This is a genomic window from Planotetraspora kaengkrachanensis, assembly GCF_016862895.1.
GTDB classification, from domain to species: domain Bacteria; phylum Actinomycetota; class Actinomycetes; order Streptosporangiales; family Streptosporangiaceae; genus Planotetraspora; species Planotetraspora kaengkrachanensis.
The window spans coordinates 73808-98952 of record NZ_BONV01000026.1; the positions used below are offsets into that span (position 1 = coordinate 73808).

Genomic DNA, 25145 nt, shown 5'->3' on the forward strand with positions numbered 1-25145 from the left:
GCGAGATTGCGTTCAACGCCATCTGGGTTCCAAAATCAGACTCATGACGACGACCATCAACTCGCGCACGCACTCCTGGGTTCCGCCGACGCCGCCCACCGGAGAGCTCAGCGGGCTGGACTTCCTCCGCGCGCTGATCGACGGCGAGATCCCGCCCCCGCCGATCGCCGGCACCCTCGGCTTCACCCTGGTTCACGTCGAGCCGGGCAAGGCGATCTTCGAAGGGGAGCCCGGTGAACACCTCTACAACCCGCTGGGCTCGATCCACGGCGGCTACTACGCCACCCTGCTCGACTCGGCTCTCGGCTGCGCGGTGATGACCCGCCTGACGGCGGGGTTCGGCTACACCACCACGCAGCTGGGGGTCCACATGACCCGGCCGGCGTTCGCCCACACCGGAATCCTCCGCTGTGAGGCGAACACCGTGCACGTCGGACGGACGACCGCCACCGCGGAGGCGCGGCTCGTGGGCGTGAACGACGGCAAGCTCTACGCCCACGGCACGACGGCCTGCGCTATCTTCCCGATCGCGCCTTGAACAGGGCGCGCTTGGCGGCCTTGCCCACCTGCGGATCCGGGTGGGCGTCGCCCACGGCCTCCAGCAGTTCCTCCAGGTGCGGGTGACGGACCTTCCAGATCACGTCGAGCAGCCCGATGATCGTCTCCGCCGGGCCGATGTCGTGCAGGCTGCTCACGAACTCGCTGCGGCCGAGACCCGCCGAGATCGTCCACATGTCGAGGATCAGCCAGTGCGTGTCCGCCTGGGTGGGCTCCAGGGCGTCCTCGGCGTCGAGCTGGGCGAGGTGGGTCGCGGCGTACGGCCGGAGCGAGGGCTCCTCGAGCGCCTCACGCCAGGCCGGGACGGCCGCATCGCCGAGGGAGCCCACCAGGCTGGCGGCCTGGACCCGGATGAGGGCGTCGGCCTCGTCCTCCGCGGCGGCCTCGAGGAGCTCGGCGGCCGCGCGGCCGGGGTCGCGCAGGGCCATCCAGGCGGCGAACTCGGCGTCGGCCTCGTCCTCCGGCAGGTCGGCGCTGAACGACAGCAGATCGAGTGCCGTCATCGCGTCGATCGCCGGACGGGCGTCCACCTCGATGTCCGCCTCGTCGATCATGTGGACGACGCCCTCGGTGCCGAGCGGCGTCAGCCTGACGTCGCCGTCCTCGACGGTGACCATTCCATAGCCGGTGAGCCAGGCGACGACCGGGGCGAGCGGGTCGACCGCGGCGGCCCAGGCGTCCGCGCCGAGATCGTCGTACTCCGCGGTCGCCTCGGCCAGTTCGCCGCGCAGCTCGTCGAGTGAACGGCTGCCGCCGTTGAGCAGGACCCTGATCAGCAGCGCCCGGGTGAGCCCGGAAAGCGCCAGCGTGAGGTCGTCGTCATCGAGCTCGGGGTCGCCGTAGTCGATCGAGTGGAGGCCCAGCATCCAGACGTCCAGGGCGTCCTCGTCGTCCTCGAACGGCCAGGCCGCGGTGTCGGAGTCGACGCTCACGGTGTCGTCGCCGTCGGGAGCGAGGAACTCCAGGTCGATGGCGAGGTTCCAGATGTTCCAGAGGGCCTGCGGCTCGGACAGGCCGAGCGCCTTGACGGCGTCGCGGACCTCCTCGTCGCTGAGCAGGTTCTCCTCGCCCACCTTGCGGCCCGTGCCGACCCACAGCGCCAGATCGCGCGCCTGGCCGACGAGCGTGACCCCGCGGGCGGCCGCGGCGAGCTCGGAGTCCGGCCGCAGCCGGATGGTGGGAAGGTCGGAGATCTCGTCGGCGAACGGCTCGAAGTCGCCGAGGCTCTCGTCCTCGTCGAGCTCGTCCTCCTCCTCGTCCCAGTCGCGCTCGGCGAGCGCGTCCTCCATCGCGTCGACGAAGTCGTCCTCGAGTTCGTCGAGCTCCTCCAGGAGGCCCTCGAGCGGGTCGGAGCCGGCCGACAGGCGGCCGGTCGAGGACAAGAAGGTCAGGTACGCCCGGAGTGCGGGCACCATGCCGTCCGCGGCGGCGTCGGGATCCTCGACCGCCTGGGGCATCCGCTCCAGAAGCAGGCCGCGCAGATCCTGCCGCTTCCACAGCCCGACGTCGCCCTTGACGTCCAGGCGGTGCCACAACGCTGCCGGGCCAACGAGGTCAGGGTCGCTGTCCGGTGCGTTGGCCGGCGCCCAGAGGATGAATTCTTGGAGCAGGGGACGCAGTTCAGCGGCGGCTGCCTCGATGCGATCTGTCACCCCGCCAGCCTAGGGCCAACGGCCCCAGCTCTCTAATCAGTTGGCCCGCCGCATCGCCTCGGTGATCCTCTCGGCCGCGGCCACGACGGGGGCGGCGTGCATGCGGCCCGGCGTGCGGGTGAGGCGCTCGATCGGCCCCGAGACCGACACGGCCGCGATCACCTTGCCGCCGGTGCCGCGGATGGGGGCGGAGACGCTGGCCACGCCCTGCTCGCGCTCGCCGACGCTGTGGGCCCAGCCCCGCCTGCGCACGCTCGCGAGGGTGGCGGCGGTGAACTTCGCTCCGCGCAGCCCGCGGTGCAGCCGGTCGGGCTCCTCCCAGGCGAGCAGTATCTGCGCCGCGGACCCGGCGGTCATCGGGAGCGCGGACCCGACGGGAACCGTGTCCCGCAGGCCGCTCGCCCGCTCGGCGGCGGCGACGCAGACGCGCTCGTCGCCCTGGCGGCGGTAGAGCTGGGCGCTCTCCCCGGTGAGGTCGCGGAGGTGGATCAGGACGGGTCCTGCGACCGCGAGCAGCCGGTCCTCGCCCGCGGCGGTGGACAACTCCGACAACCGCGGTCCCAGCACGAACCGCCCCTGAGTGTCGCGGGAGACGATGCGATGGTGTTCGAGTGCCACCGCGAGCCGGTGAGCCGTGGGCCTGGCCAGGCCGGTCGCCTGGACGAGTTGTGCGAGGGAAGCGGGGCCCGCCTCCAGCGCGTTGAGTACCAGAACCGCCTTGTCGAGTACTCCGACCCCGCTAGAGTTGTCCATACCCCGATACTGCCGTCTCGGTATCCGAGATGCAAACCCAATCTTGGGGTGCAGCGGGTACAGTGTCCATATCCCGATATTTCCGTCTCATCATCAGAGATTTCGGGGTTGAGCGCAAGGAGGCGATCACAATCATGGGCCGCACACTGGCTGAGAAAGTCTGGGAGAAGCATGTCGTCCGCCGTGCAGAAGGCGAGCCCGACCTGCTCTACATCGACCTGCACCTCGTCCACGAGGTGACCAGCCCGCAGGCCTTCGACGGTCTGCGTCTCAGCGGCCGGACGGTGCGCCGTCCCGACCTCACGATCGCCACCGAGGACCACAACGTCCCGACCGTGCTCGGCCCCATCGCCGACGTGGTCTCCCGCACCCAGGTCGAGACCCTGCGCAAGAACACCGCCGAGTTCGGCATCCGCCTCCACCCCATGGGGGACGCGGGGCAGGGCGTCGTGCACATCATCGGCCCGCAGTTCGGCCTCACGCAGCCCGGCATGACGGTCGTCTGCGGCGACTCCCACACCTCCACGCACGGCGCGTTCGGGGCGCTGGCCTTCGGCATCGGCACCTCCGAGGTGGAGCACGTGCTGGCCACCCAGACCCTGCCCGCCTACCGTCCCAAGACGATGGCGATCGAGGTCTCCGGCGAGTTGCCGGTCGGCGTGACGGCCAAGGACCTGATCCTCGCCATCATCGCCCAGATCGGCACGGGCGGCGGCCAGGGCTACATCGTCGAGTACCGCGGCGAGGCCGTGCGCAGGCTCTCGATGGAGGGCCGAATGACGGTCTGCAACATGTCGATCGAGGCCGGGGCCAGGGCCGGGATGATCGCGCCGGACGAGACGACGTTCGAGTACCTGCGCGGACGCCCCCACGCCCCCACGGGGGCGGCGTGGGACGAGGCCGTCGAGTACTGGAAGAGCCTGCGCACCGACGACGACGCCGAGTTCGACAAGGTCGTGCACATCGACGCCTCGACGCTGACGCCCTTCGTCACGTGGGGGACCAACCCGGGCCAGGGAGCTCCGATCGGCTCCGCCGTACCCTCGCCCGAGGATTTCACGGACCCGGTCCAGCGGTCCGCCGCGGAGCGGGCGCTCGAGTACATGGGGCTGGCCGCCGGGACGCGGCTCCGGGACGTCGAGGTCGACACCGTCTTCGTCGGGTCCTGCACCAACGGCAGGATCGAGGACCTGCGGGCCGCGGCCGACATCCTGCGCGGCCGTACGGTGGTGACCCGCACGCTGATCGTCCCGGGCTCGATGCAGGTGAAGAGGGCCGCCGAGGAGGAAGGCCTGCACGAGGTGTTCAAGGCCGCCGGCGCCGAGTGGCGTGAGGCCGGCTGCTCGATGTGCCTCGGCATGAACCCCGACACGCTCAAGCCGGGGGAGCGCAGCGCCTCGACCTCCAACCGCAACTTCGAGGGTCGCCAGGGCAAGGGCGGACGCACCCACCTGGTGTCGCCGCAGGTCGCCGCCGCGACCGCCGTCACCGGCAGGCTCACCGCCCCCGCCGACCTCTGACCAGGCCCGTTTCCAGGAGAGACCACCTATGGACGCCTTCACCACTCACACCGGCCGGGCCGTGCCGCTGCGCCGCAGCAACGTCGACACCGACCAGATCATCCCGGCCGTCTGGCTCAAGCAGGTCAGCCGTACCGGCTTCGAGAACGGCCTGTTCTCCGCCTGGCGTGAGGACCCGGCCTTCGTTCTGAACGACCCCGCGTACGAGGGCGCCTCGATCCTCGTCTCCGGCCCCGACTTCGGCACCGGCTCCTCGCGCGAGCACGCCGTCTGGGCGCTCCAGCAGTACGGCTTCCGCGTCGTCATCGCCGCGAGGTTCGGCGACATCTTCAGGAACAACTCCACGAAGATGGGCCTGCTGCCGGTCGTCCTCCCCGCCGACGTCGTCGAGCGCATCCAGGCCGCGGTCGAGGCGGACCCGGCCGCCGAGGTGACCGTGGACCTCGTCGAGCGGCAGGTACGGCTCGGCGACCTGGTGGCGGATTTCGAGATCGACGACTACACGCGCTGGCGCCTGACGGAGGGGCTCGACGACATCGGGCTCACCCTGCGTCACAAGGACGACATCGCGGAGTACGAGAGCGGCCGCCAGGGGTGGCTGCCGACCACCGTCTGAACGATCTTCAGGCCGCATATTGCCTGCTGGCACGGCGACTGCGTGATGCGCGGCGCCGTGCCGGCGGGTTAGCCTTACCACAGGAGAAGCGGAGCGCCGACTGGACGGTGCTCGCCATCTGTGACGTGGCATATCGGGACATAGCCCATGCGGCCCGCCCGGCCGGACGCCTTCATCGCCTGTCTGGACGGCGCATTCGACACGCCGAGCAGGCGAAACATGCCCCCCGGTGATTGAGTCCCGCGCCCTCGTCCCCTAATTTCAAGCGCGTAAGGGGGAGGAAACCAATGAACAAAAAAGAACTCGTCGACGCGATCATCGACCGTGTAGGTGACCGGAAGACGGCCACGGAGGCCGTCAACGCGGTGCTCGAGGCGATCCAGCAGGCCGTCGCAAGTGGTGACAAGGTTTCGATCACCGGCTTCGGCGCTTTTGAGATGGTGCACAAGCCCGCCCGCACGGCGCGCAACCCTTCGACCGGCGACCCGATCAAGGTGGCGGAGAGCTGGGCGCCGAAGTTCCGCCCGGGAGCGGACTTCCGCGACCAGGTCAACGCCGGCGGCAAGGCGTCCGCGAAGAAGAGGTAGCCCGGCGGCATCACATTCAGAGCCATGAAACGGCGTCCGGCCATTCCGGGCGCCGTTTCATTTTCCGCCGCCCGGGCTTCGTTGCCCGGCTTCGTCGTCGGCTGTTGCCGGCTGTCGTCTGCGGGCTCAGGCCGAATCAGGGCCGGGCTGAGGGAGCGGAAACGTGGAGAGCGTCACGTAGGTGATCCGCTCGCCGGTCATGATGATGTTGACCCGCTGCCCGGACCGCAGGTGCCGCAACGGCCCGGCGTCGAACGCGTCGGCGTCGAACGGGATCTCCGTTCCGTCGTCGAGGAAAACCGATCCCGAGCGGGTGGCGCCGTCGAAGGTCTTCACTGTGGCCTGCACATGATCAGACTACTCACGATGCCTCGCCTGTCAGCACGGCTCGGTCAGGAGGCCTCGTCCTCGGCCTTGTCTTCGTAGCCGGACGGGGGGCCGTATGACGCGAGGCCCCGGACGATGATGTCGAGGCCCAGCTCGAACCGGTAGTCGTTGGTCTCGCCCACCATCAGGTCGGATAGGGCGACCAGGTTCGGGAAACGGTCAGGCGGCAGCGAGGCGAAGTAGTTCTCCAGCTGGGCGCCGATCACGGTCCACGAGGAGTCCTTCATGCGCTCCTTCCACATGCTCTCCTCGAGGGTGAAGCCCTCCATGTACGTCGAGAGCAGGTCGCCCGCGATCGCCGTCACCCGGTCGGGTAGACCGCCCGCCCGCAGGATGGCGAAGAGCCTCTCCACGTGGGGGAGCAACTCCGCGGTGAACGGGACGTGCTGCATCGAGATCCTGGCCATGTCGCGGTGGCGCAGCAGGCGCTGACGGCCGTCCCGCGCGAAGTCCTTGATCTGTTCCTGCCACGTCTCCGGATCGGGCTCCGGCAACTGCACGTCGTCGAACAGCCGGTTGTACATCAGCTGGAGCAGCTCGTCCTTGTCGTCGACGTGCACGTACAGCGCCGACACGGCGACGCCGAGCTCCGCCGCCACCTGGCGCATGCTCAGCTTGTCGTAACCGTCTCTGTCGAGGACGACGAACGCGGCTTCGACGATCCGCTCCCTGGTGAGAGGGATCCTGGCCGGAGCCTGGCGTCTGCGCGGACGCTCCCACGGCGCTGTGGGCACGTCGTCCTGCTGGCTCATGAGGTCCTCCCGCTGTCGCGCCCATCGTATGGAACGGCGCTCGGCGTCGGCGAACAGCGACCCCTTTTGCGATATATCTTGTCTTGCTCTGTCTTGAGATATATCGTGAGAACGCCGAACTTGTAAATGAGCACTGTTCGATAGTAGAACGGTGCTCAGTAACTTGTGAACACTGTTCTCCCACGCACTCAGGAGGAGTGATGGTCAATTCCGCCGACGTGAAGGCCTCCGCGGCCCCGGCCGGTGAGGCCACGCCGTACAGGTGGCGCTGGGTGGCCCTGTTCGTGATCCTGGCCGCGGAGGTCATGGACCTGCTCGACGCCATGGTCACCAACATCGCCGCGCCCACCATGCGCGCCGACCTCGGCGGCACACCCGCGACGATCCAGTGGCTGGGTGCCGCGTACACGTTGTCGATGGCCGTGGGCCTGATCACCGGAGGCCGACTGGGCGACATCTTCGGGCGCAAACGGATGTTCCTGATCGGCGCCGCCGGATTCACCTTGGGATCACTGGCCTGCGCCGTCGCGCAGTCGCCCGAGATGCTGATCGGCGCCCGTGTCATGCAGGGCGTGTTCGGCGCGGTGATGCTTCCCCAGGGTCTGGGGATGATCAAGGAGATGTTCCCGCCGAAGGAGATGCAGGCCGCCTTCGGGATGTTCGGCCCGATCATGGGTCTTTCCGCCGTCGGCGGTCCGATCCTGGCGGGCTGGCTGGTCGAGGCCGACTACTTCGGCACCGGCTGGCGCATGATCTTCCTCATCAACCTGCCCCTCGGCGCCGCCGCGTTGCTCGCCGGGGCGCGGTTCCTCCCCGAGTCGCGTTCGCCGCATCCCCTCAGGCTCGACTTCCCCGGAATCATCCTCGCCTCGCTCGGCGGATTCCTGGTGATCTACCCGCTGGTCCAGGGGCGCGAGAACGACTGGCCCGCGTGGACGTTCGTCATGCTCGCCGCCTCGGCCGTCGTCTTCGCGGCGTTCGGCTGGTTCGAGTCGCGCAGGAGCCGTCAGGGCGGCGACCCGCTGATCGTCCCCAGTCTGTTCCGCAAGCGGGCCTTCACGGGCGGCCTGCTCACGGGCGCCGTCTTCTTCTCGGGCATGGCCGGCTTCATGCTGGTCTTCAACCTCTACACCCAGATCGGGCTGGGCTACTCCTCCCTGAAGGCCGGTCTCACGATGGTGCCCTGGTCGGCAGGCATGATCGTCGGCTTCGGTATCGCCCAGGCCGTACAGAGGTTCGGGCGCAAGGTGCTGCACGGAGGCACCTTGATCATGACTGTCGGCGTGCTCGCCGTGCTGTTCACCGTGAGCTCCGCCGGGCTCGGGGTCACCCCGTGGCAGCTCGTGCCGGCTCTGGTCGTGAGCGGCGTGGGAATGGGCCTGCTGATGGCCCCCTTCTTCGACATCGTCCTCGCGGGAGTCGAGCAGCACGAGACCGGGTCGGCGTCCGGCACGCTCACGGCCGTCCAGCAGTTGGGCAACGCCTTCGGTGTGGCGCTGCTCGGCACGATCTTCTTCGACCTGCTGGGCTCCGTTCCCAGCGGCGCGACGTTCGACCACGCCATGAAGATCACGTTGTGGGTGGTGGCGGGAATGCTCGTCGTGACGTACGCGGTGGCCTTCCTCCTCCCCAAGCAGGCCAGAGAGGAACCCACCCCATCCCTGGACTGACCGTTGGGGTGATCATGCACAGGTTCGTGGTGAGGCCGCCCCACCTGCCAAGCCCCCGCGCGTGATCATGCACAGGTTCGCGCGCGGCGGTCTCGACCTGCGGATCCTTCGTTCGTGATCATGCACGGATTCGCTGGCGGGTGGGCCTGCCTGGCAAGTCGTCGAGCGTGATCATGCAGAGAGGTCTCTCGCGTGATCGCGCTCACGGCGTCGGTCGATGTACGGCATGCTCGCCGCCTATGGCTCGACATGCGAATGTGTGCATGATCACGTCGGATGTTTCTGCTGGTCGACCCCATTGATCGCGAACCTGTGCATGATCACGAATAAAGACGGGCCAGGCCAGGTCGGCGATCCACGAATGCGTGCATGATCACGCCAGAGGGGTTGGCTGGTCGGGGGGCCGCACCGCGAACCTATGCATGATCACGGCAAGGTCGGGAGGGGAGGAGGTCAGGAGGGGAGGATGTGGGGGGCGATCCGGGCGGTGGCGGGGCCCAGGCCGAGGGCCTCGGCCTCCTTGAGATCCTCGACCGTGTCGACGTCCGTCCGTACCGAGGGGATCGCCTCCAGCGTCAGCTCCTTCGCCCCGCCCGACAGATGCCTGGCTCTCGACTCGCCCCCGAACCGCGGCTGGAACGCGATCCCCGGCCGCACGCCGTAGAAGGTGGTCCCCACCTCGGCGGCGTCCGGCACAAAGGACTCGTCGAACTCCAGCGCCGCCGTCAGCACCTTCTCCAGCTCCAGCGGGCGCAACGCCGGCAGATCCGCCTGAAGGGCGCCCACGGCGTCGCCCGCCGCCAGCCGTACCGCTTCCGCCGCGCCCACGCGTAACGCGGCGTTGAGGCCCCTGTCCGGGTCGTCCACCACATGCGCGCCGAGCGCGGCGAGCCGTTCCGCAGGCACCGGGTCGGCGGTCACCACCACGACGCGCGCCACGCGGCGACACGCCAGCGCGGCCGCCACCGTGTCGCTCGCGACGGCCACGGCCAGATCGGCCCGGTACGGCCCGGCCGCTCCGGCCAGCCGGGTCTTGGCCCGGATGAGAGTCTTGACCGGCACCACGATGGACCATCGAGCGAGCTGCATAACCTTAAGCATCCCGCCTCGACATTCCGGCGACGCAGCCGGGAGACTTGAGCCGCGCGCGGTGACTTGGAGACCAGGTGCCCCGGTGCGCGACGCGACACACGTTGATTCAGCGGCCGCTGGAACGCGGCCGTGAAGGAGGAGAAGTGAGCCAGCCCAGCGAGCCCACCGGTGAGGTGGAGCAGTCGCCGTCCGGCGAGGCTCGGACACCCGCTTCGAGGCGCAGCTCACGCCCGCCGCGTTTCTGGGAGTTCCTCGCCGTCCTGATCGTGAAGCCGCTGTCGCTGCTGTTCGTCCGGCGGAGATGGCGTGGGGGAGAGAACATCCCGCGCAAGGGCGGCCTGATCATCGCGGCCAACCACCTGTCCTGGTCGGACCCGGTGCTGCTCTCGCACTACCTGTACAACACCGGCCGCTGGCCGATCATTTTGGCCAAGTCGGGGATCTTCAAGGTCCCGTTCCTCGGTCACGCGGTCTCCCAGCTGCGGGCCATCCCGGTCCACCGCGGTAGCACCGAGGCGACGCAGTCGCTCAAGACCGCCGAGGAGCGGCTCAGGGCGGGCGGCTGCATCCTGTTCTACCCGGAGGGCACGATCACCCGCGACCCCGACATGTGGCCGATGGCGTCCAAGACGGGCGCGGCCCGGCTCGCCCTCGCGACGGGTGTGCCGGTGGTCCCGATCGCACACTGGGGCGCCCAGGAGCTCCTGCCGTACGGCGAGAAGAAGCCCCGGCTGTTCCCCCGTAAGACGTTCCACGTGGTCGCCGGACCGCCCGTTGACCTGTCGAAGTACGCCGGCCAGCCGCTGCGCGGATCGGTCCTGCGTGACGCGACGGCCGACATCATGGCGGCGGTCACCGGCCTGCTCGCCGAGATCCGGGATGAGAAGGCGCCCGAAGTCCCGTATGACCCGAAAACCGCTGCGCAGGACTGAGCACGACGTACGGTAGGGAATGGCACGTGACCGCGAGCCTGGGCGATGAGGAGTGGTGAGCGACCCGTGAGTAAAGCGGTCGTCTTCGGTACGGGCTCGTGGGGCACCACGTTCGCGATGATCCTCGCTGAGGCGGGCACCGACACGACGTTGTGGGGCAGGCGGGCGGAGGTCGTCGACGCGATCAACGACCGGCACGAGAACCCCGAATACCTTCCCGGCGTGAAGCTGCCCGAGGCGCTGACGGCCACGACCGATCCCGTCGCCGCCATGGTCGGGGCGGACTTCGTCGTCCTCGCCGTCCCGGCGCAGACGTTGCGCGGCAACCTCGCCGAGTGGAAGGACGCCATCCCGCCAGGCGCCGTGCTGGTCAGCCTGATGAAGGGCGTCGAGCTCGGCACCGGCAAGCGGATGAGCGAGGTCATCTGCGAGGTGGCCGAGGTGCCGGAGAGCCGCGTGGCGGTGGTCTCCGGGCCCAACCTGGTCCCCGAGCTGGCTCGCCGGCAGCCGGCCGCGGCCGTCGTCGCCTGCACGGACGACGAGGTGGCGAGCAGGCTCCAGGACGCCTGCCACCTGCCGTGGTTCCGTACGTACACGAACGCCGACGTCGTCGGAGTCGAGCTCGGCGGCGCGGTCAAGAACGTCATCGCGCTGGCCGTGGGCGTCGCGGCGGGCATGGGCCTCGGTGACAACATCCGGGCCACGCTGATCACCCGCGGGCTCGCCGAGATCGCCCGGCTGGGCGCGGCCCTGGGCGCCGACCAGCACACGTTCGCCGGCCTCGCCGGGATGGGCGACCTGATCGCGACGTGCACGTCGCCCCTGTCCAGGAACCGCACCTTCGGGGAGAACCTCGGCCGCGGCATGACCCTGGCCGAGGTCGTGGCCGCGACCAAGCAGACGGCCGAGGGGGTCAAGTCCTGCGAGTCCGTTCTCGAGCTGGCCAGGAAACATGACGTGGAGATGCCCATCACCGAGGTGGTGGTGGGGGTGGTCCACGACGGTCTGTCGCCCAGTGAGGCCGCGCTCCTGTTGATGAACCGGACTCCCAAACCGGAGCGATACGGTCTGTGAACCCCATGAGGCGATCGCGGAAGCGGCCCGGGGAGAACACCCGGGCCGTTCATCTGCCCTCGCCTCCGCTGCCCCGGCAGGTCCCGATCGGCCTTCCCGTGTGGCGGACCGCCGCGTGGGAGTTCGAGTCGTCCGGTGAGTACGGCGACGTGCTTGCGGGACGCATGCCGGGCTTCGCCTACAGCCGGATCGACAACCCGACCGTCGCCGCCTTCGCCGCCGGGGTGGCCGCCATCGAGGGCGCGGCCGCGCCCGACGACGTGTCGGGTGAGGCGTTCCCCTCGGGGATGGCCGCGATCAACACGGTCTTCCTGACCTTCCTGCGCGCTGGGGCGCACATCGTCGCGCCCGCTCCCGTCCACGGCGGGACGTACGCGCTGCTGATCGACGTGTTGTCCCGCTTCGGGGTGACCGTGGACTTCGTCGACTACTCCGACCTGCGCCGGGTCCACGCCGCGATGCGGTCCACGACGAAGATCGTGTACGCCGAGGCGCTGGCGCACCCGACGATGATGGTGGCCGACATCCGGGGTCTCTACCGGATAGCCCGTGAGGCGGGGGCCCTGCTCGTCGTCGACTCCTCCACCGCCACCCCAGTCGTGTGCCGCCCGCTCGAACACGGCGCCGACCTGGTCGTCCATTCGGCCACCAAGTACCTCGGCGGCCACGACGACAGCACCGGGGGAGTGGTGGTGGGCAGGCACGACCTGATGTCCCAGATCAGGGAGGTCAGGGTGGCCACGGGCGGCGCGCTCTCGCCGGACGACGCCTTCCTCCTGCACCGGGGGCTCGAGACGCTGACGCTGCGCGTGCGGCGGATGTGCGCGACGGCGATGGAGGTCGCCGCCGCCGTGGCCAAGCACCCGGCCGTGCGCAGGGTCGACTATCCCGGCCTGCCGGGGCACCCGGCCCACCAGCTCGCCCGGCTCGTCTTCGACTCCGGTCCCGAGGGCACCAGGTTCGGCGCGTGCCTGACCGTGATCCCGCACGGGGGGTATGCGGCGGGCATGACCCTGGCGGACGGCCTGCGACTCGCCGGCATCGCCTCGTCCGTCGGCGGCACCCACACCAAGGTGACGCATCTCGCTTCAGTGGCGCGTTCCGACGAGGCGCTTTCCGGCGTCGACGCGGGAGCCGTGCGCTTCTCCATCGGGCTCGAGGACGCCGAAGACCTCATCATGGACGTCACCCAGGCGCTCGACACTCTGCGTTCGACCAGTACGGCGCGCGGCTGACAAGCCGTTTTGCCTCCCAGACGCGGTAGATTCGGGCATCATGAACGAGGTTCGCGAATCACGGTCGCGTATACGTGTGGCGGTCGTCTTCGGAGGGCGCAACTCCGAGCACGCCGTCTCCCTTATGGGCGCCGGGAGCGTGCTTGAGGCGATCGACCGCTCAAAGTACGAGGTGTTCCCCATCGGCATCGCCCAGGACGGGCGCTGGGTGCTGGTCTCCGGCAGCCAGAGTTACGCGATCGAGGCGGGCCGCCTGCCCTCTGTCGAGGAGTCCGGCACGGCTCTGGCCCTGCCGTCCGAGTCGGGCTCGCTGGTCGCCCTCGAACCCGGGCAGATCCCGAGGTCCCTCGGTGAGGTCGACGTCGTGTTCCCCGTCATGCACGGCCCCTTCGGCGAGGACGGCACGATCCAGGGGTTGCTGGAGATGGCCGGGGTGCGGTACGTGGGGTCCGGGGTGCTGGCCAGCGCCGTCGGCATGGACAAGGCGTACATGAAGCTCGTTCTGCGGGCGGCCGGGTTGCCGGTGGGGCCGTTCGTCACCGTCACCGACCGCGCCTGGCGCACCGACCGCGCGAGCGTCCTCAAGGAGGTCGAGGAGCTCGGCTGGCCGGTGTTCGTGAAACCCGCCCGCGCGGGATCGTCTCAGGGCATCTCCAAGGCCCACGACGTCGAGTCCCTCGAGGCGGCCGTCGAGTTCGCCCGCGCCCACGACCCCAAGGTGCTCGTCGAGGCCGCGATCGTCGGCAGGGAGATCGAGTGCGCCGTGCTCGAGTCGCTCGGCGACGCTCCCGCCCAGGCGAGCATGCCCGGCGAGGTGCTGGTCAGGGGCGAGCACGAGTTCTTCGACTTCGAGGCCAAGTACTACCCCGACCAGATGGCGCTCGACGTGCCCGCGGACATCCCCGCGGAGGCGATCGAGGCGCTGCGCGGCATGGCCGTACAGGCCTTCGAGGCGCTGGGCTGCGAGGGGCTGTCCCGGGTCGACTTCTTCTACACGCCGTCGGGCGAGCTCGTGCTGAACGAGATCAACACCATGCCCGGCTTCACGTCCCTCTCGGTGGCTCCGCAGTTGTGGGCCGCCAGCGGGCTGTCGTACGCCGATCTCGTCGACCGGCTGATCCAGCTCGCCTACACCAGGCCGACGGGACTGCGCTAGATCACTGCGGAACGGCGGCCTTGATGGGCCCGGCGAGATCGACCTGGATGGCGGCAGGAGCGTGCTCGGGGGAGATCGTCAACTCGACGTACGCCTCGCGGTTGACGGCGGTGTACAGCGCGGGCCGCTGCGGATCGTTGAACCAGCCGACGCCGTCGACGTCCGAGACCTCGGCGGTGGGGTCCATCGCGGCCGGCCGTTCGACGCCGCAGCGCAGAGCGATCTCGCCTTCGCCCCAGACGGCCACGTACGGCGAGGCGGGCTCGGACGCGACGCGGTCGAGCCCGTCGAGCGTGCGGGGGAGCGCGCCGGCGAGTTTCTCGCACGCGGCCGCGGCCACGCCCGTGGGAGTGGGCGGGTCGACGCGCACGACGCCGGAACATCCGGCCAGGACGGTCAGGACCGCGATGGCGGCCGCCGCTCCGGCGGGCAGGGCTGTTCTGGGCATGGTCTTCCAGATCGGCTGTCCGGCGGCGGTCGGCGCCCGCCGTCCCGGACTAGATGTGGACTATCGGACACGTAAGCGTACGCGTGATGCCCCGCACCGCCTGAATCTGGGCCACCACGAGCTTGCCGAGTTCGTCCACGTTGCGGGCCTCGGCCCGGACGATCACGTCATAGGGGCCGGTGACATCCTCGGCCTGTGTGACGCCCGTGATCGACGCGATCTGCCCGGCCACATCGGCGGCCTTGCCGACCTCGGTCTGGATAAGGATGTAGGCCTGCACCATCACGTCCTCCGGATAGAGATCAGTGCCGGAGCGTAACCGTACCTCGAATGCACAAGGGGTGTGTCATCAGAGTCGGAGATCTTGGTGAATTCGGTGTGATCAGGCGGATTTCGGGACGCCTACCCCAGGGGTCAGGGGTGATCCTGGGTCCCGGCGACGACGCCGCGATCCTGGAAGCACCTGATGGACGGGTCGTGGTGAGTACCGATCTCCTGATCGAGGGTAGGCACTTTCGCCGCGATTGGTCCAGTGGGTATGACATAGGCAGAAAAGCCGCAGCACAGAATCTTTCCGACATTGTTGCCATGGGGGCCGCCCCCACGGCGATCGTGGTCGGCCTCGGATTGCCCGGTGAGGCGTCGGCCGAGTGGCTCGACGCCCTGACCGACGGATTCAGGGACGAATGCGCCCTGGTCGGCGCCACGGTCGCCGGCGGTGACATCGCGCGCTCGGACGTCGTGGTGATCGGGGTGACCGCGCTCGGTGATCTCGGCGGGCGGCGGCCGGTGACCAGGTCGGGCGCGCGCCCCGGCGACGTGGTCGCCGTGGCCGGCCGGCTCGGATACGCCGCCGCCGGCCTCGCCTTCCTCTCGGCGCGGCGGGAAGCCGCGGAGGCGGGGACGCCGGACCTCGCCGAGGAGTTCGTCGACGCCCACCGCAGGCCGGAGCCGCCGTACGCGTGCGGGCCGGAGGCGGCCGGGCTCGGCGCCACGGCCATGCTCGACGTCAGCGACGGGTTGTTGCAGGATGCCGGCCACATCGCGGCCGCCAGCGGGGTGCGGATCGTCCTCGACCCCGAGGCGCTGCCCGTGCCCGAGGCGATGGCCAGGCTCGCCGGTGAACTGGGTGCGGACCCGCTGAACTGGGTCCTCACGGGCGGCGAGGACCACGCGCTCGCCGCGACCTTCCCCCCGGACGTCTCGCTGCCGCCTTCCTGGCGTGTCATCGGGCAGGTCTCCGAGGCGGCGGGAGAGGCGAAGGCCGAGGTCACCGGGCGTGCCGAGACCTCAGGTGGCTGGGATCACTTCCGAGAATGAGGGGAATTTTGTGACAACGAATAATTGGCTCTGTTATTAAGTAAGGCGGTACCAACAGGAAAGGACCCTCATGGGCCGCCACGCGGCAGAACATCCGGCTGGAACGGGACAACCGCATCTCCCGGACGAAGGGGCGAACACGGCCGTCCGGTCCGGCGATCTGGCGGAGCGGCGGCAGGAGGGTCACGACACTCACCGGAGCGGGTTCCTCGGCTCCGGGCTGAGCAGCGGCTCCGGATCCGGCGACGACTCCTCGAAGGGGCTGCGCAGGCTGGCGCTCGTGTCGGGCGTCTCGGTCGTGCTTACCCTGGGTCTGATCATCGGCGGCGTGCAGGTGCTGTCCGGGCGCACCGAGCTCACCGTCCAGGCGTCGGACTCGAGTTGCGCCGCACCTGGGCAGTGCGACACCGAGCAGACGGCGGACAGCGCCCCCACCGAGGACGACCCGGCCGGAGACGGTCCGGCGTCCTCCGCACCCACGGCGTCGGCGGGACGGACGCCGGTCGGCTCACGCAGCGCCACGCCCGGCACCACGCCCAGCGTCACGGCGGGCACGACCGCCCCGGCCACTCCGGGCACCACCCCGGCCGGGGCGCCGGCCGGCTCGCCCACCCGTGACGTCACGCAGTCGCCCGTGACGACGCCGAGCGCCTCCACGCCGGTCGACGCCGCACCTCCTCCCGCTCCGCCTTCGGGCGACGGGGGGTCCGAGCCCGAGGCCACCCAGCCGGCCGCCTCGGACCGGGTACGGGTGAGCGTCCGCCTCGACTGGCAGGCCGGAGGCTGGTACGGCGCGAAGGTCACCGTGCACAACGAGGCCGACGACCTTTCCTCCTGGACGGTCGCCCTGCCCCTCGAAGGCTCGGCGGTGCAGGTGGGGGCGGAGCACTGGGACCAGGACGGGGACACGTTGTCGATCGGCTCCAGCCGGAGTCTGCGCAGCGGACGCGACACGACGGTGAGCCTCACCTTCCGCGGCCGGTTCCAGGCCCCCGGCGGCTGCACCCTCGCCGGCGGCGAGTGCACCGTCTCCAGCACGAGCAGGTGAGGCGGGCGGTTCCCGCGGGCCCTGGTTTGATGGGGGCATGACCACCCCTCCACGCGTGCTGACGATCGCCGGCTCGGACTCAGGCGGCGGCGCCGGAATCCAGGCCGACCTCAAGACGATGCTGGCCTTGGGCGTTCACGGGATGAGCGTGATCGCCGCCGTGACGGCCCAGAACTCACTGGGCGTCCAGGGCTACTGGGAGCTTCCCCCCGAGGCGGTGCGGGCACAGCTCGACTCCGTACTCGGGGACATCGGCGCCCAGGCGATCAAGACCGGCATGCTGGCCTCCCCGGTGCTCGTGGAGACCGTCGCGGAGGTCCTTTCGGGCGTCGCCGCGCCCGTCGTGGTGGACCCGGTCGGTGTGTCCAAGCACGGCGACTCCCTCCTCGCGCCCGAGGCCGTGGGCACCGTGAAGACCCGGCTGCTTCCCTTCGCGACCGTCGTGACCCCCAACCTCTGGGAGGTGGCGCAGCTCACGGGCGTCAAGGTCGAGGACGAGAGCGATCTGCCGCGGGCGGCCGAGGCCGTCCTGGCACTCGGGCCGACGTGGGCGCTGATCAAGGGCGGGCACCTGCCCGGCGAGCCCGTGGACCTGCTCACCGACGGATCCCGGAGCTTCCGCTTCACCGCCGAACGGCACGACAACCGGCACACCCACGGCACCGGCTGCACGCTCGCCTCCGCCATCGCCTCCTACCTCGCGCTGGGACAGGACGTCCCCGGCGCGGTACGGCAGGCCAAGGAGTACGTCACCGGGGCGATCGCACACGGTTTCCCCCTCGGCGCGGGCATCGGCCCGGTCGACCACGGCTGGCGCTGGAGGTCCTGACCCGGGGTCAGATCAGGCGGGCGATCGGCCCGGTCGACCACGGCTGGCGCTGGAGGTCCTGACCCGGGGTCAGATCAGGCGGGCGATCGGGTCGGTCGCGAGGCGGCGCAGGATCGCGGCGGTCTGGGCGGCGTGTGCTGCGTCGGGCCCGGGGCGCGTGCCCGACTCGATCGCGTCGGCGAGGGCGTTCAGCTCGCCGGAGGGCAGGAGCCCGCGGTCCCTGCCGTGCAGCCGCAGCCGTACGGGCCGGCCCGAGGGGTCCGCGGCGATCAGCCGGGGGATCCTGCGGCCCGTGGGCACCACCCGGTCGTCGGAGCCGCGGACGTACTCGGGGACGGTGTCGATCCGGACCGGTCCACTCGCCAGATCGGCGCGCCTGGTGGAGAGCGCACCCCTGATCTCGAGCGTCGTTCCCGACAACGTGGCCCGGCTCCGGAACGTCTGCAACAGGAATGTGACCACGGCCACCGCGGCGATCATCGCGATCAGCGCGAAGAATCCCGCGAACAGGACGGCCCCGCCGTAGAGGATGCCTCCGTTGTCCGGCGCCATCGAGTCGGGCAGGCCGGAATCGGCCTCGACCGCGAAGAAGGCGGAAGACACGAGAGCGCCCACGCCGACGACGCCCGCGAGGATGCCGAGGAAGAAGACCCCGAAGACCGAGGCGGCGATCTTCTGCCCAGTGGTCGCGTGAACGCTTATCCGAGTGATCACAGTTCGGATGCTAACCGGGGCCTTCGCGTAGCGGAACTTTCTACGCGGAACCGGCAGGGAACGCGAAAGCCCGCCACCTCACGGCGACGGGCTCGGCGGAATCTCAGGTCAGCGGGTGACCTTGCCTGCCTTGATGCAGGAGGTGCACACGTTCAGCCGCTTCGGCGTCCCCTCGACCACCGCGCGCACGGTCTGGATGTTGGGGTTCCAGCGGCGGCGAGTACGGCGGTGCGAGTGGGAGACGTTGTTGCCGAAGATCGGCTTCTTGGCGCAGATGTCGCAGACGGAAGCCACGGTAAATCGCTCCTTCAAAATCAGTCGATCGGCCCGGTCCGCGTCGAGAGCGGCCCATCCGAGCAATGCCGGGACAACCGGCTGGCCAGACGAGGATATCCGATGTCAGCCGCTGCACACCAAACGGAGATCCCGGCGAACGGGGATAATCTCGTATCCGCCAACGGTAGCGCATCGGGGGAGTCGCGCGTTTGGAAGGAAGGACAGCGGAATGCTGGACGTGCTCGACCCCCCGGCCGTGCGGCGCTGGTTCCGGCACTGCGCGGACGCGCTCGGCAGGGCCAGGGCGGAGATCGACGCCCTCAACGTCTTCCCCGTGCCCGACGGCGACACAGGAACCAATCTGCATCTCACGCTGCTCTCGGCCGCGGAGGCGCTGGACGGCCTGCCCGGCGACGCGGGCCGGGACACCACCTGGCGGACGCTCGCCCGCGGCGCGCTGCTCGGGGCGAGGGGCAACTCCGGAGTAATCGTCAGCCAGGCCATCAGGGGGCTGGCCGACGTCCTCAGGCAGGCCGAGGGCCGCGGCGCCGATCTCCGCGACGGCCTGGTCAAGGCGGCGGAGCTGGCCAGGGCCGCGGTCGTCCGCCCCGTCGAGGGCACGCTGCTCAGCGTCCTGTCCGCGGTGGCGGGAGCCGTACGGGACGCTCCCGACGACCTCGCCGAGGTCTCGAGACGGGCGGCGGAGGAGGCGCGCAGGGCCCTGCGCAGGACGACCGGGCAGCTTGACGTGCTGGCCCGCAACGGCGTGGTGGACGCGGGGGCCGCCGGGCTGGCGATCATCCTGGAGAGCCTGGCGGAGGTGGTCTCCGAGGCCTACAGCGACAGGCATGAGGTCCCCGCGCCGACCGAGAAGATCACCGCCGAGGCGGACACGGGGGCGGGCTACGAGGTCATGTACCTCCTCGACGCCGAACAGGCCGGCGTCGACCGTCTCACGACCGTCCTCGACGCGCTGGGCGACTCCCTGGTGGTCGTCGGAGGCGACGGCCTGTGGAACGTCCATGTCCATGTGGACGACGCGGGCGCGGCGATCGAGGCGGCGCTGGGCGTGGGCCGCCCGCACCGCATCCGCGTCACCCACCTCGGCGCCCGCACGCACGAGCCGAGCCACGGGCGGGGCGTGGTGGCCGTCGCGGCGGGCGACGGCCTGAGCGCCCTGTTCCGCCAGGCGGGGGCCGTCGTCGTGCGGCGCGATCCGGGAGCGACGCCGCCCCTGGCGGCCGTGCTGCAGGCGATCAGGGAGGCCGGGACCGAGGTCGTCGTCCTGCCCAACGACGGCGGCGTCCAGGCCGTCGCGGCCGCTGCCGCGGAGGTGGCGCGCGAGGAGGGCGTGACGGTCAGCGTGCTGCCCACGAGGGCGTCGGTCCAGGGGCTCGCGGCCCTCGCCGTCCACGACCACCTCCGCCGCTTCGACGACGACGTGGTCGCGATGACCGACGCGGCGGGTCACACCCGTCACGGTCATGTGTGGGTCGCCGACCGCGAGGTGATGACGAGCGCGGGGCTCTGCGGCCCGGGAGACGTCCTCGGGGTCGTCGACGGCGAAGCCGCCCTCATCGGCACGGCGCTCGCCGGCACGGCCGTCGAGGTGGCCCGTCGCCTCCTTTCGGAGGGCAGTGAGCTCGTGACGCTCGTGACGGGCGAGGACGCCCCTGACGACGTCCTGCGGGCCGTGCGGGACCATCTGGAGCGCACCCGGCCGGACGTCGAGGTGACCGTCTTGGCGGGAGGTCAGGGCGGCTATCCGCTCCTCATCGGCGTCGAGTGACCCGCCTTGTCGGTGGTCCGGGGTAGAAACTGGATCCGTGACAAGGTTCGACGAGCCGCTGAAGAAGGCCCTCGGTGACAAGACGGCCGCTCCGCTCGAGAGCGCGCTGGGCATCGCCACGGTCGGTGAGCTGCTGCGGCACTATCCGAGGCGGTACGCGCAGCGCGGCGAGCTGACCCCGATCGCGTCGCTCGAGCACGACGAGCACGCGACCGTCGTCGGCAAGGTGTCGGCCGCGATGCGGCGCCCGATGAAGAACCGGCAGGGCACCTGGCTCGACCTCCAGGTCACCGACGGCAGGGACAAGCTGCACCTCGCCTTCTTCGGCAAGGGGGCGTACGTCGCGGAGCAGCGGCTGACGCCGGGCACCGAGGCCATGTTCTCCGGCAAGGTCAACATCTTCGCGAGCGGGAAGACGCGGCGGGTGTCGCTTGCGCACCCCGACTACGAGTCGTTCGACGAGACGCAGGAGACGGCGGAGGAGTTCGCGACCGCGCCCGTGCCGATCTATCCCTCCGCGCAGGGCCTGGCCACCTGGAAGATCCGCCGGGCCGTGCGCACCGTGATCGACGTGCTGAGCCTGGAGGACCCGCTGCCCGCCGAGGTGCGCGAGCGGCACGGTCTGTCCCCCCTGGAGGCCGCGCTGCGGCAGATCCACCGGCCGCGCGACATGGGGGAGGTCTCCAAGGCGAGGCGCCGGCTGAAGTTCGACGAGGCGTTCATCCTGCAGGCGGTGCTGGTGCGCCGCAGGCTCGCCGCTTCTGCCTGGCCGGCCAGGTCGCGGCCGGGGGCCGACGACGGGCTGCTGAGGGCCTTCGAGGGGCGGCTGCCGTTCCAGCTGACCGAGGGGCAGCTGGCGGTCGGAGAGGAGATCGCCGCGGACCTCTCGCTGGAACACCCCATGCACCGGCTCCTCCAGGGCGAGGTGGGCGCGGGCAAGACCGTGGTGGCGCTGCGGGCCATGCTGCAGGTCGTCGACTCCGGCGGCCAGGCCGTGCTGCTCGCCCCCACCGAGGTGCTCGCCCAGCAGCACCACAGGTCGATCGTGAAGATGCTCGGCGACCTCGCCACCGGCGGCATGTTCGGCGGCACGGCGGTCGCCCTGCTCACCGGCTCGATGGGCGCGGCGGCCCGCAGGAGCGCCCTGCTCGACGCCGCCTCGGGGAACGCCGGCATCGTGGTCGGCACCCACGCCCTGCTTCAGGAGCACGTCCAGTTCGCCGATCTCGGCCTGGTCGTGGTCGACGAGCAGCACCGGTTCGGCGTGGAGCAGCGCGACGCCCTGCGTGAGAAGGGCGGCGGGGGCAGGCCGCACGTCCTGGTGATGACCGCGACCCCGATTCCCCGGACGGTCGCGATGACCGTCTTCGGCGATCTGGAGGTCTCCACGCTCACCCAGCTGCCCTCGGGCAGGGCGCCGATCTCGACGCACGTGGTCCCCGCGGCCGAGAAGCCGCGCTTCCTCGACCGCACGTGGGAGCGGGTACGCGAGGAGGTCGGCCTCGGCCGGCAGGCCTACGTCGTCTGCCCCCGCATCGGCGACCAGGAAGGCGACGAGGGGGATCTGGACAAGGAGGGCTCGGAGGAGGAGCGCAGGCCCCCGCTGGCGGTCCTGGACGTCGCCGAGGCTCTGTCCGCAGGCCCCCTGCAGGGGCTGCGGATCAAGGTGCTGCACGGCAAGCTGCCGCCCGAGGAGAAGGACGCGGTGATGACCGCGTTCAGCCGCGGGGAGGTCGACGTCCTGGTGGCGACCACGGTCATCGAGGTGGGCGTCGACGTGCCCAACTCCTCCGTGATGATCATCATGGACGCCGACAGGTTCGGCGTCTCGCAGCTCCACCAGCTGCGCGGCCGCGTCGGCCGGGGCGGCCTGCCGGGGTTGTGCCTGCTGGTGAGCGAGGCGCCGGAGGGCACCCCCGCGCGGGCCAGGCTGGACGCGGTGGCGGGCACGCTCGACGGGTTCGAGCTGTCGCGGGTGGACCTCGAGCAGCGCCGCGAGGGCGACGTCCTCGGCGCCGCGCAGTCCGGCCGGAAGTCGTCGCTGAAGATGTTGCAGCTGCTCAGGGATGAGGACGTGATCGAGGCCGCCCGGGCGGAGGCGACGACCGTGCTGGTGGGTGATCCCGAGCTGAACTCCCACCCGTCCCTGCGGTCGGAACTCGACGCGATGGTGGCCGACGAGCGGGCGGAATACCTGGAAAAGGCATGAACCCTGCGAGACTCGCTCAAAGGCGGAAGATCTCGGAAAGGCCGCAAATCGCCGTCAGACGCAGACGCGCCGACGGCGCGGGCGCTTAAATGACCCAGGGCCCAGCCATGGGACGGCCTCCCCCCGAATGCCGTCCCCGGCTGGGCCCACCCTCGGGTCAGGTGCCGAGGGCGCCGACGCGCGGAAGGGCTCACGATCACGTCGGCCGGCCTTCCCCTGGGTCACCTGAAGGCCGCAGAACTCATCATGCGGATGCCACAGGCCTCGCGATACCGCTCTTACTCATTCCTCGCTCCCTCTTGCCCACTCTTGACCTGAGACGATCTCCGCGGGAACCGGCCCGCGGAGCGGGACGGCCGAGCCTGACGGGACAATGAACGGATGACGCGGGTGATCGCAGGGACCGCCGGAGGCCGCAGGCTCGCCGTTCCCCCAGGTGGCGCGACCAGGCCCACCAGTGACCGGGCCAGGGAAGGCCTGTTCTCCAGCGTGGGATCGGTGTTCGGCTCGCTCGACGGGCTGAGGGTGCTCGACCTCTACGCGGGGTCCGGCGCCGTCGGTCTCGAGGCGCTCAGCCGGGGCGCCGTGCACGCGCTGCTCGTCGAGTCGGACGCGAGAGCCGTACGGACGATCAGGGGGAACATCGCCTCCCTCGGCCTGCCGGGAGCCGTGCTCGCGGCAGAGAAGGCCGAGCGGGTGGTGGCCCGCCCGTGTGAGGAGCCGTACGACTTCGTCTTCGCCGATCCGCCCTACGCCGTGACGGACGAGGCGGTCACCAGGGTGCTCGAGGCGCTCAGGGACAACGGCTGGCTGGCCGGGGACGCACTTGTGGCGGTGGAGCGGGAGTCCAGGGGGAAGGACCTGGTGTGGCCGCGCGGGTTCGAAGAAGACAGGGTCCGTCGGTACGGCGAAGCGTCCGTTTGGTACGGTCACGCCGCCGGGAACCCGTAAACCGTGGGGGTGCGCCTTTGCGTCGCGTCGTCTGTCCGGGGTCGTTCGACCCTGTGACCAACGGACATCTGGACATCATCGGCCGGACGTCACGGCTCTACGACGAGGTCGTCGTCGCCGTGCTGATCAACGTCGAGAAGAAGAGCCTGTTCACCGTCGACGAGCGCATCGAGATGCTCACGGCGGTGACCAAGGAGTACGGCAACGTCCGCGTGGAGAAGTTCCACGGGCTGCTGGTCGACTTCTGCAAGCAGCAGGGCATTCCGGCGATCGTCAAGGGACTGCGGGCGATCAGCGACTTCGACTACGAGTTGCAGATGGCCCAGCTGAACTACCGCATGTCGGGCGTGGAGACGCTGTTCATGTCGACCAACCCGGAGTACTCGTTCCTGTCGTCGAGCAGGCTGAAGGAGATCGCCCGCTACGGCGGCGACGTCTCCGGGCTGGTTCCCGACCTGGTGAACGAGCTGCTCGTCGAGCGGCTCAGAGGCTGACGCCGGGCTGGTATTCTTTCCTTTCAGCCTTGCACGACGGCGGTTGTTCGCCATGCCTAAACCGAGAGCAGGATGACTCAGCGCAGCCTTGACCCCCGAGCCCCTTGGGTGATCTCCACTCATGATCTGGGGCGCCGACCGGGGTCGATGCGCAAGACGACTCCCGTTCTCCCGGCGCCGGTGGATCTCGCGGTCGGAATGATCGGCGTCCCCAAGGACGCCGACGTCGAGCTGGACATCCGGCTCGAGGCGGTGATGGAGGGCGTGCTCGTCACGGGCACGGCGCGGGCTCCGCTCCACGGAGAATGCTCGCGCTGCCTGGACCCGTTGACCTCGGAGATCGAGGTCGACTTCCAGGAGCTCTTCTATTACTCGGCGGACGACGCGCTTCCTGGAGGCGCGGGGGGAGAGGACGACCTCTTCCTCGATGGAGAGTTGCTCGATCTCGAGCCGGTATTCCGTGACGCGGTGGTGCTCGCACTGCCGCTGAGCCCGGTCTGCAGTGATGACTGCGCTGGACTCTGCACGGGATGCGGGGTCAAGCTGGCGGAGGCCGGCCCTGACCACGGTCACGAGAAGCTCGATCCACGCTGGGCGTCGCTGCAGGGTTTGGTTGTGGACAACGAAGACGATCAGGAGGGTTGACGTGGCCGTCCCCAAGCGGAAGATGTCGCGGAGCAACACCCGCGCCCGCAGGGCCCAGTGGAAGGCCGCCGCGGTGTCACTCGTGAGCTGCCCCCAGTGCCGCTCGCCGAAGCGCCCGCACGTGGCGTGCCCCACATGTGGCACCTACAACCGCCGGCAGGTCATCGAGCCGTCGGCCTGATCGCGCGCTAGCGGATCGGGACGCCGGCCGGATCGTCAAACGACCCGGCCGGCGTTACCTTGCTTAGAGGCGCGTGCGGTGGCGGTTGGAGCGAAAGACCGGCATTAACGTGCCCGCGGCCGTGGTGGACGCCGGGGCCCCCGACTTCGGTGGCCCGGCGTCCACCACGCCCTCGGGCCTCACATCGATCCACTTGCCTCCGTGCTCGGCCTTGCCATGCATGAGTCAGGAGGACGAAAGTGGCTGCACCATCGGGA

At 70.1% G+C, this 25145-nt stretch carries 27 protein-coding genes; 18 read left to right on the forward strand and 9 right to left on the reverse strand.

The features are described 5' to 3' along the window. Window positions 1-43 precede the first annotated feature (43 nt). The gene (locus Pka01_RS25385; protein ID WP_203885380.1) at window positions 44-538 is read left to right on the forward strand and encodes a PaaI family thioesterase; all 495 of its coding nucleotides are present in this window, start codon (window positions 44-46) and stop codon (window positions 536-538) included. Here Pka01_RS25385 and Pka01_RS25390 read toward each other — a convergent pair. Both Pka01_RS25390 and Pka01_RS25395 read right to left on the reverse strand, forming a co-directional pair. After that, window positions 516-2210, reverse strand: coding sequence for a hypothetical protein (locus tag Pka01_RS25390; RefSeq protein WP_203885381.1), 1695 nt, complete (start codon window positions 2208-2210; stop codon window positions 516-518). The genes Pka01_RS25385 and Pka01_RS25390 overlap by 23 nt on opposite strands. Window positions 2211-2246: 36 nt before the next feature. Continuing rightward, the gene (locus tag Pka01_RS25395) at window positions 2247-2963 is read right to left on the reverse strand and encodes an IclR family transcriptional regulator (protein WP_203885382.1); all 717 of its coding nucleotides are present in this window, start codon (window positions 2961-2963) and stop codon (window positions 2247-2249) included. Window positions 2964-3097: 134 nt separating this feature from the next. On the opposite strand from Pka01_RS25395, the gene leuC reads away from it, so the two are divergent. From leuC to Pka01_RS25410, 3 genes are all read left to right on the forward strand, one after another. Further along, window positions 3098-4483: a 3-isopropylmalate dehydratase large subunit gene (gene leuC, locus Pka01_RS25400; protein ID WP_203885383.1), complete on the forward strand. Its 1386-nt coding sequence runs from the start codon at window positions 3098-3100 to the stop codon at window positions 4481-4483. Between the two features lie 28 nt (window positions 4484-4511). Further along, window positions 4512-5099 carry a 3-isopropylmalate dehydratase small subunit gene (leuD, locus tag Pka01_RS25405; protein WP_203885384.1) on the forward strand — a complete coding sequence of 196 codons (588 nt, stop codon included), beginning with the start codon at window positions 4512-4514 and terminating at the stop codon, window positions 5097-5099. Between the two features lie 287 nt (window positions 5100-5386). Continuing rightward, window positions 5387-5686: an HU family DNA-binding protein gene (locus Pka01_RS25410; RefSeq protein WP_203885385.1), complete on the forward strand. Its 300-nt coding sequence runs from the start codon at window positions 5387-5389 to the stop codon at window positions 5684-5686. A 126-nt stretch (window positions 5687-5812) separates the two neighbouring features. Here Pka01_RS25410 and Pka01_RS25415 read toward each other — a convergent pair whose 3' ends face one another. Beyond that, window positions 5813-6034: a hypothetical protein gene (locus Pka01_RS25415; protein WP_203885386.1), complete on the reverse strand. Its 222-nt coding sequence runs from the start codon at window positions 6032-6034 to the stop codon at window positions 5813-5815. A gap of 44 nt (window positions 6035-6078) precedes the next feature. Continuing rightward, the gene (locus tag Pka01_RS25420; RefSeq protein ID WP_203885387.1) at window positions 6079-6825 is read right to left on the reverse strand and encodes a TetR/AcrR family transcriptional regulator; all 747 of its coding nucleotides are present in this window, start codon (window positions 6823-6825) and stop codon (window positions 6079-6081) included. A gap of 200 nt (window positions 6826-7025) precedes the next feature. On the opposite strand from Pka01_RS25420, the gene Pka01_RS25425 reads away from it, so the two are divergent. Next, window positions 7026-8495 (forward strand): MFS transporter, encoded by a 1470-nt coding sequence (locus Pka01_RS25425; protein ID WP_203885388.1) that lies wholly within the window; start codon window positions 7026-7028, stop codon window positions 8493-8495. A gap of 453 nt (window positions 8496-8948) precedes the next feature. Here the strand turns inward: Pka01_RS25425 and cofC are convergent, their stop codons facing one another. Further along, the gene (gene cofC, locus Pka01_RS25430) at window positions 8949-9584 is read right to left on the reverse strand and encodes a 2-phospho-L-lactate guanylyltransferase (RefSeq protein ID WP_308442277.1); all 636 of its coding nucleotides are present in this window, start codon (window positions 9582-9584) and stop codon (window positions 8949-8951) included. A 146-nt stretch (window positions 9585-9730) separates the two neighbouring features. On the opposite strand from cofC, the gene Pka01_RS25435 reads away from it, so the two are divergent. Genes Pka01_RS25435 through Pka01_RS25450 form a run of 4 tightly spaced genes read left to right on the forward strand, consistent with a single transcriptional unit; the run spans window position 9731 to window position 13984 of the window. Next, the gene (locus tag Pka01_RS25435; RefSeq protein WP_239115287.1) at window positions 9731-10519 is read left to right on the forward strand and encodes a lysophospholipid acyltransferase family protein; all 789 of its coding nucleotides are present in this window, start codon (window positions 9731-9733) and stop codon (window positions 10517-10519) included. Between the two features lie 45 nt (window positions 10520-10564). Beyond that, window positions 10565-11593 carry an NAD(P)H-dependent glycerol-3-phosphate dehydrogenase gene (locus Pka01_RS25440; RefSeq protein WP_373318185.1) on the forward strand — a complete coding sequence of 343 codons (1029 nt, stop codon included), beginning with the start codon at window positions 10565-10567 and terminating at the stop codon, window positions 11591-11593. Window positions 11594-11598: 5 nt separating this feature from the next. Next, window positions 11599-12828, forward strand: a complete 1230-nt coding sequence (locus Pka01_RS25445; protein WP_203885391.1) for a trans-sulfuration enzyme family protein — start codon at window positions 11599-11601, stop codon at window positions 12826-12828. 40 nt (window positions 12829-12868) lie between these two features. Further along, complete coding sequence (locus tag Pka01_RS25450; protein ID WP_203885392.1) at window positions 12869-13984, forward strand: D-alanine--D-alanine ligase family protein; 1116 nt, start codon at window positions 12869-12871, stop codon at window positions 13982-13984. A 1-nt stretch (window position 13985) separates the two neighbouring features. On the opposite strand, the gene Pka01_RS25455 is transcribed toward Pka01_RS25450, so the two are convergent. Next, window positions 13986-14432, reverse strand: coding sequence for a DUF3515 domain-containing protein (locus Pka01_RS25455; RefSeq protein ID WP_203885393.1), 447 nt, complete (start codon window positions 14430-14432; stop codon window positions 13986-13988). 49 nt (window positions 14433-14481) lie between these two features. Next, window positions 14482-14715 carry an Lrp/AsnC family transcriptional regulator gene (locus Pka01_RS25460; RefSeq protein ID WP_203885486.1) on the reverse strand — a complete coding sequence of 78 codons (234 nt, stop codon included), beginning with the start codon at window positions 14713-14715 and terminating at the stop codon, window positions 14482-14484. A 47-nt stretch (window positions 14716-14762) separates the two neighbouring features. On the opposite strand from Pka01_RS25460, the gene Pka01_RS25465 reads away from it, so the two are divergent. From Pka01_RS25465 to thiD, 3 genes are all read left to right on the forward strand, one after another. After that, entirely contained in the window at window positions 14763-15752 is a 990-nt protein-coding gene (locus tag Pka01_RS25465) for a thiamine-phosphate kinase (protein ID WP_203885394.1), read from the forward strand. Between the two features lie 70 nt (window positions 15753-15822). Beyond that, window positions 15823-16800 carry a hypothetical protein gene (locus tag Pka01_RS25470; RefSeq protein ID WP_203885395.1) on the forward strand — a complete coding sequence of 326 codons (978 nt, stop codon included), beginning with the start codon at window positions 15823-15825 and terminating at the stop codon, window positions 16798-16800. Window positions 16801-16837: 37 nt separating this feature from the next. Then, on the forward strand, window positions 16838-17629 hold the full coding sequence (thiD, locus tag Pka01_RS25475; RefSeq protein ID WP_203885396.1) for a bifunctional hydroxymethylpyrimidine kinase/phosphomethylpyrimidine kinase: 792 nt from the start codon (window positions 16838-16840) through the stop codon (window positions 17627-17629). Window positions 17630-17698: 69 nt separating this feature from the next. Here thiD and Pka01_RS25480 read toward each other — a convergent pair whose 3' ends face one another. Further along, the gene (locus tag Pka01_RS25480) at window positions 17699-18343 is read right to left on the reverse strand and encodes a hypothetical protein (RefSeq protein ID WP_203885397.1); all 645 of its coding nucleotides are present in this window, start codon (window positions 18341-18343) and stop codon (window positions 17699-17701) included. 108 nt (window positions 18344-18451) lie between these two features. Next, window positions 18452-18637, reverse strand: a complete 186-nt coding sequence (rpmB, locus tag Pka01_RS25485) for a 50S ribosomal protein L28 (RefSeq protein WP_203885398.1) — start codon at window positions 18635-18637, stop codon at window positions 18452-18454. Between the two features lie 211 nt (window positions 18638-18848). Between rpmB and fakA the strand changes: the two genes are divergently transcribed. The 6 genes from fakA (at window position 18849) to rpmF (ending at window position 24888) form a co-directional block, all read left to right on the forward strand. Beyond that, the gene (fakA, locus tag Pka01_RS25490; RefSeq protein WP_203885399.1) at window positions 18849-20408 is read left to right on the forward strand and encodes a DAK2 domain-containing protein; all 1560 of its coding nucleotides are present in this window, start codon (window positions 18849-18851) and stop codon (window positions 20406-20408) included. 37 nt (window positions 20409-20445) lie between these two features. Continuing rightward, entirely contained in the window at window positions 20446-22617 is a 2172-nt protein-coding gene (gene recG, locus Pka01_RS25495) for an ATP-dependent DNA helicase RecG (protein ID WP_203885400.1), read from the forward strand. A gap of 381 nt (window positions 22618-22998) precedes the next feature. Next, complete coding sequence (gene rsmD, locus Pka01_RS25500) at window positions 22999-23568, forward strand: 16S rRNA (guanine(966)-N(2))-methyltransferase RsmD (protein ID WP_203885401.1); 570 nt, start codon at window positions 22999-23001, stop codon at window positions 23566-23568. Between the two features lie 17 nt (window positions 23569-23585). Further along, the gene (gene coaD, locus Pka01_RS25505) at window positions 23586-24062 is read left to right on the forward strand and encodes a pantetheine-phosphate adenylyltransferase (RefSeq protein ID WP_203885402.1); all 477 of its coding nucleotides are present in this window, start codon (window positions 23586-23588) and stop codon (window positions 24060-24062) included. Between the two features lie 72 nt (window positions 24063-24134). Then, window positions 24135-24707 (forward strand): YceD family protein, encoded by a 573-nt coding sequence (locus tag Pka01_RS25510; protein ID WP_203885403.1) that lies wholly within the window; start codon window positions 24135-24137, stop codon window positions 24705-24707. Between the two features lies 1 nt (window position 24708). Further along, window positions 24709-24888, forward strand: coding sequence for a 50S ribosomal protein L32 (rpmF, locus tag Pka01_RS25515; protein WP_203885404.1), 180 nt, complete (start codon window positions 24709-24711; stop codon window positions 24886-24888). Window positions 24889-25145: the final 257 nt, after the last annotated feature.

Excerpts from the sequence above, each read along its gene's own strand:
- Pka01_RS25385 (WP_203885380.1), top strand. The coding sequence starts at position 44 with ATGACGACGACCATCAACTCGCGCACGCACTCCTGGGTTCCGCCGACG.
- Pka01_RS25395 (WP_203885382.1), bottom strand. The coding sequence starts at position 2,963 with ATGGACAACTCTAGCGGGGTCGGAGTACTCGACAAGGCGGTTCTGGTA.
- leuC (WP_203885383.1), top strand. The coding sequence starts at position 3,098 with ATGGGCCGCACACTGGCTGAGAAAGTCTGGGAGAAGCATGTCGTCCGC.
- leuD (WP_203885384.1), top strand. The coding sequence starts at position 4,512 with ATGGACGCCTTCACCACTCACACCGGCCGGGCCGTGCCGCTGCGCCGC.
- Pka01_RS25410 (WP_203885385.1), top strand. The coding sequence starts at position 5,387 with ATGAACAAAAAAGAACTCGTCGACGCGATCATCGACCGTGTAGGTGAC.
- Pka01_RS25420 (WP_203885387.1), bottom strand. The coding sequence starts at position 6,825 with ATGAGCCAGCAGGACGACGTGCCCACAGCGCCGTGGGAGCGTCCGCGC.
- Pka01_RS25425 (WP_203885388.1), top strand. The coding sequence starts at position 7,026 with ATGGTCAATTCCGCCGACGTGAAGGCCTCCGCGGCCCCGGCCGGTGAG.
- cofC (WP_308442277.1), bottom strand. The coding sequence starts at position 9,584 with ATGCAGCTCGCTCGATGGTCCATCGTGGTGCCGGTCAAGACTCTCATC.
- Pka01_RS25440 (WP_373318185.1), top strand. The coding sequence starts at position 10,565 with ATGAGGAGTGGTGAGCGACCCGTGAGTAAAGCGGTCGTCTTCGGTACG.
- Pka01_RS25445 (WP_203885391.1), top strand. The coding sequence starts at position 11,599 with ATGAGGCGATCGCGGAAGCGGCCCGGGGAGAACACCCGGGCCGTTCAT.
- Pka01_RS25450 (WP_203885392.1), top strand. The coding sequence starts at position 12,869 with ATGAACGAGGTTCGCGAATCACGGTCGCGTATACGTGTGGCGGTCGTC.
- Pka01_RS25455 (WP_203885393.1), bottom strand. The coding sequence starts at position 14,432 with ATGCCCAGAACAGCCCTGCCCGCCGGAGCGGCGGCCGCCATCGCGGTC.
- Pka01_RS25460 (WP_203885486.1), bottom strand. The coding sequence starts at position 14,715 with ATGGTGCAGGCCTACATCCTTATCCAGACCGAGGTCGGCAAGGCCGCC.
- Pka01_RS25465 (WP_203885394.1), top strand. The coding sequence starts at position 14,763 with ATGCACAAGGGGTGTGTCATCAGAGTCGGAGATCTTGGTGAATTCGGT.
- Pka01_RS25470 (WP_203885395.1), top strand. The coding sequence starts at position 15,823 with ATGGGCCGCCACGCGGCAGAACATCCGGCTGGAACGGGACAACCGCAT.
- thiD (WP_203885396.1), top strand. The coding sequence starts at position 16,838 with ATGACCACCCCTCCACGCGTGCTGACGATCGCCGGCTCGGACTCAGGC.
- fakA (WP_203885399.1), top strand. The coding sequence starts at position 18,849 with ATGCTGGACGTGCTCGACCCCCCGGCCGTGCGGCGCTGGTTCCGGCAC.
- rsmD (WP_203885401.1), top strand. The coding sequence starts at position 22,999 with ATGACGCGGGTGATCGCAGGGACCGCCGGAGGCCGCAGGCTCGCCGTT.
- Pka01_RS25510 (WP_203885403.1), top strand. The coding sequence starts at position 24,135 with ATGACTCAGCGCAGCCTTGACCCCCGAGCCCCTTGGGTGATCTCCACT.